The sequence below is a fragment of the Streptomyces mayteni genome (genome assembly GCF_054783955.1).
This window is the reverse complement of sequence record NZ_BAAGPR010000200.1, coordinates 1-6,899: the sequence shown is the minus strand read 5'-3', so window position 1 is coordinate 6,899 and position 6,899 is coordinate 1. Positions and strand designations below refer to the sequence as shown.

General features: G+C 75.6%; 6 protein-coding genes. 4 read left to right on the top strand and 2 right to left on the bottom strand.

The window, feature by feature from the left end; genetic code table 11:
- Nucleotides 1–221: 221 nt before the first annotated feature.
- Nucleotides 222–1,382, top strand: coding sequence for a hypothetical protein (locus tag ACYVPE_RS38675; protein WP_461038530.1), 1,161 nt, complete (start codon nt 222–224; stop codon nt 1,380–1,382).
- Here the strand turns inward: ACYVPE_RS38675 and ACYVPE_RS38670 are convergent.
- Both ACYVPE_RS38670 and ACYVPE_RS38665 read right to left on the bottom strand, forming a co-directional pair.
- Entirely contained in the window at nt 1,283–2,041 is a 759-nt protein-coding gene (locus tag ACYVPE_RS38670; protein ID WP_461038529.1) for a DedA family protein, read from the bottom strand. The two genes, ACYVPE_RS38675 and ACYVPE_RS38670, sit on opposite strands and share 100 nt — an antisense overlap.
- A complete protein-coding gene (locus tag ACYVPE_RS38665) occupies nt 2,038–2,817 on the bottom strand; it encodes an MBL fold metallo-hydrolase (protein WP_461038528.1) in 780 nt (259 codons plus the stop codon). Before ACYVPE_RS38665 ends, ACYVPE_RS38670 begins: the two co-directional genes overlap by 4 nt.
- Before the next feature lie 244 nt (nt 2,818–3,061).
- Between ACYVPE_RS38665 and ACYVPE_RS38660 the strand changes: the two genes are divergently transcribed.
- From ACYVPE_RS38660 to ACYVPE_RS38650, 3 genes are all read left to right on the top strand, one after another.
- Nucleotides 3,062–5,161, top strand: coding sequence for a phage holin family protein (locus tag ACYVPE_RS38660; protein WP_461038527.1), 2,100 nt, complete (start codon nt 3,062–3,064; stop codon nt 5,159–5,161).
- 50 nt (nt 5,162–5,211) lie between these two features.
- The gene (locus ACYVPE_RS38655; RefSeq protein WP_461038526.1) at nt 5,212–5,526 is read left to right on the top strand and encodes a 4a-hydroxytetrahydrobiopterin dehydratase; all 315 of its coding nucleotides are present in this window, start codon (nt 5,212–5,214) and stop codon (nt 5,524–5,526) included.
- 170 nt (nt 5,527–5,696) lie between these two features.
- Nucleotides 5,697–6,725, top strand: coding sequence for a Bug family tripartite tricarboxylate transporter substrate binding protein (locus tag ACYVPE_RS38650; RefSeq protein WP_461038525.1), 1,029 nt, complete (start codon nt 5,697–5,699; stop codon nt 6,723–6,725).
- Nucleotides 6,726–6,899 lie beyond the last annotated feature (174 nt).

Genomic DNA, 6,899 nt, shown 5'->3' with positions numbered 1-6,899 from the left:
GACGTCGTAATCCACACCGAACCCGGAAGGCCCTCACCTATTCAAGATCCCCCAGCCGAGACCTACATCACCGTCCACAACCTCCCGAGACAGAACAACTAGGGCCTGTCTTCCGGAACTCCGAGGGGGAGATCGGGGCCTTCCCGGATCCCCGCGCGGCGATCGGCGCGCGATGCTGCCTGGGAGCGCCGGGGGGTTCGGCGCGCGGGGGAGGGAAAACCATGGCCGTCGAACACGCGGCGCCCGACAGGTCGGCGGTGGCCGGCGGCGCCGGATGGCGGCTCGTGCCGCGTGCCCTCGGCGCCGCCGGGGCCGTGCGGCTGTTCGCGCTGTCCGGGATCGTCACGGTCCTGGCCACCCGCGCCTTCCTCGCCCAGGCCGGCTACCCCAAGCTGGGCGGCGGCGGCAGCGATCTGCACATCGCGCACATGCTCTGGGGCGGGCTGCTGATGATGGTGGCGGTCCTCCTCGGGCTCTGCCTGCTCGGGCGCGCCGGCCGGCAGCTCGGGGCGGTGGTCGGCGGCGTCGGCTTCGGGCTCTTCATCGACGAGGTCGGCAAGCAGGTCACCGACGACCAGGGCTACTTCTACCGGCCGGCGGCCGGCATCATCTACGCCACCTTCGCCCTGCTGCTCCTGCTGACCTGGCTGGTGCGCCGGCGGACCGCCGACCTCGGCCGGCTCACCGCGGAGCGGCGCACCGCCAACGCGGCTGACCTCGCGCTGACCGGCGTCACGTCCGGGCTCACCGCCGAGCAGCGGCGGACGGCGCTGCGGTTCGTCGAGCGCTCGGACCGCGACATCGACCGGGCGCTGGCCGTGCTGCTGGCCTCGGTGCCGGAGCGCGCGCCCGCCGGCCGCTGGCGCACCGGGGCGACGGCCTGGGCGCGCGGCCCGCGGCGGGCGGCCGAGCGGCTGGCCGGCGCGGGGGTGGCGCTGGCCCTGGCCGCGCTGTGCGTCCTGGTGGAGGCGCTGCTGCTGGTGGTCTGGATCCCGATGGACTTCGTCGGGGGAGAGCTGCGGAACGATCCCCAGCAGGGCGCCAGTGTCGGCATCCTGCTGTGCGCCGCCGTCTCGGTGGGCCTCTGGCTCGCCGGTCTCGCCAGGCTCGGCCGGGACCGGGTGGCCGCGTTCCGGCTGTGGTGGGCGGCTCTGCTCGTGGACGTGCTGGTCGGCCAGGTCTTCAAGTTCACCGTGAACCAGTTCGCCGCGCTCTCCGAACTCGCCTTCGACCTCGGGGTGTTGTGGGTGCTCTCCAGCCACCTCGCGGCGGCGGCCGGGCGCTACGACGAGGAGCTGGGCGCCGGTCGCGGGGTGGGGTCCTGGTGGTCGCGGCGGTCCTGGCGGTCACGGGGGTCGCGGTGGTCGCGGTGGCCTCGGTGAAGGAGCCGCCGCAGTCGGCGCCAGGCCGGCGGGGCCGCGGCGATCAGCAGGGTCAGGACCAGCGCGGCCAGCACCCCCTGCCAGGGGTGCGGGAAGAGCGCGCCGCCCAGCATGCCGAGCAGCTGGTAGATGGCGGCCCAGGCCAGCGCGGCTGGCAGGTCGGCGCGCAGATAGGCCCGCATCGGCATCCTGGCCAGCAGGCAGGCCAGCATCACGGGTATCCGGCCGGCCGGCACCAGCCGGGAGACAAGCAGCACGGTGGTGCCGCCGGCCGCGATCCGCTCCCGCGCCCTGGCCAGCCGCTCGGGCGCCACCTGCTCGTACATCCGGTCGAGCCAGCGCGAGCCGTTGCGCGAGCGCACGCCGCGCCGGCCGAGCCAGAACAGCATCGCGTCGCCGAGGAACGCGGCCGCCGTCGACAGTGCGAACACCAGCAGCGAGGCCAGCGCCGGCTCGGGGTGGTGCAGCGCGACCGCGGCGGCCGAGCCGACCACGGCGCCGGTGGGCACGATCGGCACCAGCGCGCCGAGCAGCACCAGCAGGAACAGCGAGGGATAGCCGACGACCTGCTGGGTGGAGTCGGTGGAGACGGCGTCCGAGACGGCCTCGCTGGCGGCCAGCGCGGCCCCGGCGCCCGCCGTCGCGGTCACCGGCATCATCGGCCCGTCACCGCCAGCCGCACGCTCTCGCCGTGGTCGAGCCGGTGCACCCGCACCCCGGGCGCCAGCCGCGCCGCGTGCCGCACGAACTCGTCACCCGGCGCGTGGAACTCGTGGGCCCGCACCGCCGCCATGCCCACCGGCCAGAAGGTGCCGTAGTGCACCGGCACCGCGCCGCGCGGGCGCAGCGCGGCCAGCGCCTCGGCGGCCCGCTCCGCGTTGAGGTGGCCGTGGCCGAGCCGGGGCCCCCAGCCGCCGACCGGCAGCAGCGCCATGTCGACCGGGCCCGTCTCCCTGGCCATCGCCTCGTAGAGGTCGGTGTCGCCCGCGTAGTACGTCTTGGCCTCCCCCTCCAGCACATAGCCGAGCGGCTGGATCCGGCGCGGGCCGAACGGCAGCCGCCGCCCGTCGTGCGCGGCCGGCACGGCGCGCACCGTCAACCCGCCCACCCTGACTCTGTCCCCCGCGGTCACCTCGCACACCTCGAGCCCCGCGGCGAGCCGCCGCAGGCGCGGGACGGCGCGCAGCGCGCCGCGCGGCAGCACGAGCAGCGCGCCGGCGGCCACCCTGGCGAGCGAGCGCAGGTGCAGGTGGTCGGCGTGCAGGTGGGAGACCAGCACCGCGTCCGCGGCGCGCGCGGCCGCCGGCGGCACGTCGCCGCGGCGCCGCCGCAGGTGGGCGCAGCGCGGCGTGAGCACCGGGTCGGTCAGCACCGTCGTCCCGGAGTCCCGCACGGTCGCGGTGGCGTGACCCCACCAGGTGATCTCCACCGGCATCAGGAACTCCTTCCGGCCGTCGAACGCTCTTCCGGCAGGGGGTGTCGTTCGAGCGGGGCCGGCGCCCGCCGCCCGCTCTCGCCTTCCCCCGCCGTCGTCCTTCGCCATCCAGCATGCCAGCCGCCGCGTGGGGCGGCCGGAGCCGGTGGGACGAAGGGGGCCAAGGGGGACGATTTGGCGAGACGGGGAGAATGGGTGGAAGGGTGCTCCGTCTGGTGCCCGGTGCCGAAGGGAGGGTGGTGAGATGCCGGTCGTGGCCATGCGCAGCGCGGGCGCCGCCCTGCTGCGGGTGCTGACGGTGTGGGCGGTGAGCACGCTGACGATGCTGCTGCTCGCCATGGTGATGCCCGGCTTCCGGCTCCAGTCGGCCGACGGGGACAGCCTGACCCAGCTGGGCCGCGTCGCTGCGCTCGGCGCCGGCTTCTTCGGCCTGCTCAACGCGCTGGTCTGGCCCTGGCTGGTGCGCGCCCTGCTGCTGGTGCCCGCGCTGGTGCTCGGCCTGCTGGTCTTCCTGCTCAACGGCTCGCTGCTGCTGGTCGCGCTCAGCGCGATACCCCAGGGGCGGGGCGAGGCCAGCCCCGCCGTGGCGGCCGTGGTGGCCGCCGTGATGTCCGTCGCGTCCTCCGGCGCCAGCACCCTCCTCGCCGTCCGCGACACCGGCGCGCAGCGCCGCCGGATGCGCCGGCTGGCCGGCTGGCGCGCCACCCGCGGCGAGCCCGCGCCCCGCTCGCGCACCCCGGGCACCGTGTTCCTCCAGCTCGACGGCGTCGGCTACGAGCTGCTGTGCGAGGCCATCGGCGGCGAGCGCCCCCTGATGCCCACGCTCGCCGCCATGGCCGGCACCACCCACCGGCTCACGCCCTGGCGCACCGACTGGTCGAGCCAGACGGGGGCGTCCCAGCTGGCCATCCTACACGGCAGCAATGAGAACGTGCCGGCCTTCCGCTGGTACGAGAAGGCCACCGGCGAGGTGATCATCAGCAACCGGCCGTCCAACGCCGCCGAGCTCCAGCGCCGCGCCACCGAGCGCAGCGGCCACCCCGGGCTGCTCGCCGAGGACGGCGCGAGCCGGGGCAACCTGTTCACCGGCGGTGCGGAGCAGGTGGCGCTGGTGCTCTCCGTCGCGGTCAGGCGCGGGCGCCGCCAGCGCTCCCGCGCCGGCTACTTCGCGTACTTCTCCGACCCGGCGCACGCCGCCCGCACGGCACTCTCCTTCGTCGCCGAGCTGGGCCGCGAGATCGGCCAGTCGCTCGGCGCCCGGCTGCGCGGCGAGCGCCCCCGGGTCCCGCGGGGCGGCCTCTACCCGCTGATCAGGGCCTTCGCCACGGTCGTCCAGCGGGACGTGGTCACCGCCTCGGTGGCCGGCGACATACTCAACGGGCGCACCGCCGTCTACGCCGACCTCGTCGCCTACGACGAGGTCGCCCACCACTCGGGCCCACGCGGCCGGGACACCCGGCAGGTGCTGGCCAGGCTCGACCGGTCCGTCGCCGCGATAGCCCAGGCCATCAGGTACGCGCCCCGGCCCTACCACCTGGTGCTGCTCTCCGACCACGGGCAGAGCCAGGGCGAGACCTTCCGCGCCAGGTACGGCGTCTCGCTGGAGGAGCTGGTGCGGGCCGGCAGCGGCCAGCCCGTCGAACTGCCGCGCCAGCTCGGCCGGCCCGGCGTGTCGGGCGAGCCGGCGGGCGCCGAGGCGCGCAACGCGGCGCGCGCCGCGCTGCACCGCCCCGAGGAGTCGCCAGAGCCGCCGGGCGGCCCCGCGCGCCGCCGCGGCGCGCCCGTGGTGCTCGGCTCCGGCAACCTCGGCCTGATCTCCTTCCCTGGGCTGGCGGGGCGCGCCTCGGCCGAGGCGATAGCCGCCCGCCACCCCGGGCTGCTCAGCCGCCTCGCCGACCACCCGGGGATCGGCTTCCTGCTGGTGCGGAGCGAGCTGCACGGGCCCGTGGTGCTGGGCGCCGGCGGCGCCCAGCACCGGCTCGCCACCGGTGAGGTGCGCGGCGCCGACCCGCTCGCGCCGTTCGGCCCCGGCGCGGCCGAGGCGGTGCTGCGCACCGCCCGCTTCCCGAACGCGGCCGACATCATGGTCAACTCCTCGCTCGACGCGGAGACGGGCGAGGTGCACGCCTTCGAGGACCAGGTCGGCTCGCACGGCGGGCTGGGCGGCGAGCAGAGCCGGGCGTTCCTGATGTCCCCGATCGCGCTCTCCGCGCCGGGCGGGGACACCGGCGCCGAGCTGGTCGGCGCCGAGTCCGTGCACGGCGTGCTGCGCCGCTGGCTGGCCGAGGCGGCGGCGCGCCCGGCCGAGCCGCGCGCGGGGGCGCCGACCCCCGCCGCGTCGTAGTCTGCGGAACACCAGCCCCCCGCAGCGGGGCCCCCTGGAAAGGAAGTGCCATGGCACCGCAGCCGCTGACGGAGCTCGAGATCGCGGAGTGCCTGAGCGGGCTACCCGGCTGGGCCGCCCGCGGCGACCGGCTCGAGCGCCACTACACCCTCCCCGGCCACCTGCCAGCCGTCGCCCTGCTGGTGCACGTAGCCGCCGTCCAGGAGGAGCTCGGCCACCACGCCGAGCTGACCGTCACCTACAACCGCCTCGACATCGCCGTCAACACCCACAGCGTCGGCGGCAAGGTGACCCAGCTCGACGTCCAACTGGCCAGCCGCATCGAGGAGATCGCGCCCGCACACGGCGCCGGGCCCGCCGACTAGGGCCCTGACCAGCCCTCACCGGCCCACGATCACAAAGAACTCAACCATCACAACGGCCCCAAGCCGTCCAACCGCTGACACCGACCGGCACGCCGGGCAGCATGGCCGATCACGCCGCCACCACACACGGGACCCGTGGTGGCGTCGCGCCGACCTGCCCGAGGTGCCTCATGAACCCATCCGAAAGCCCGCCGCGCCCCGCCACGGCCGGGGCCTGGACACGACGGCCGCTGGCCGCCGGCGGCTACGCGGCCGTCGTGCTCGCCCTGATCGCCCTCGCCGTCGTCGACGCGGCCGGCCAGTCGGCGGGCGGGGGCGCCCGCACCAACCTCACCCTGATGGCCCCCGCGGCCCCCGGCGGCGGCTGGGACCTGGCCGCCAGGGAGTCCCAGCAGGCGCTGCGCTCCTCGGGCGTCGTCAACAACGCGCAGGTCGTCAACGTGCCGGGCGCCGCCGGCACCATCGGCCTCAGCCAGACCGTCGGCCGCTCGGGCGACGAGTCGCTGCTGATGGTCACCGGCACCGTGATGCTCGGCGGCATCCGCGTCACCGGCTCCGACCACACGATGGCGGACGTGGCGCCCGTCGCCCGGCTCGCCGACGACTACGAGGTCCTCGTGGTCCCCGCCGACTCGCCGCACCGGACCCTGGACGACCTGCTCGACGCCTGGCGCGCCGACCCGCACGGCGTCGCCGTCGGCGGCGGGTCGCTCGGCGGCACCGACCACCTGCTGGCCGGCATGCTGGCCAGCGCCGCCGGCATCGACCCCGGCCAGCTGAACTACCTGGCCTACTCGGGCGGCGGCGAGGTCACCACCTCGCTCCTCTCCCACACCGTGCAGGTCGGCGTCAGCGGCTTCAACGACTTCGCGGACCAGATCGAGACCGGCCGCTTCCGGGCCCTCGGTCTCGCCGCGGCCGAGCCGGTGCCGGGCATCGACGTGCCCACCCTCGTCGACCAGGGGATGGACGTGGTGCTCACCAACTGGCGCGGCCTGATGGCCCCGCCAGGGCTCGACGACGGACAGCTCGCCGAACTCCGCGACATCGCCACCGAGTTGGTGGCCACCGAGGAGTGGGCCGACGCCCTGGAACGGAACCGCTGGGAGGACACCTTCATGACCGGGGACGAGTTCACGGAGTTCCTCGACGCCGAGACCGCGCGCATCGACGCCATCGTCGAGGAGCTGGGCCTGTGAGTTCCCTGAGTCAACCTCTATGCCGCCATGGGCGCCTCGGTGGGTGTGTTGATCTTGTTGTGGGCTTGGTGGGTGGTGGGGTCGTAGCAGGTGCCGTCGCGCCAGCAGGCCCACATGACCCGGAGCCAGGCTCGGGCGAGGATGCGGATGGCGTGGGGGTGTCGCTTCTGGCGG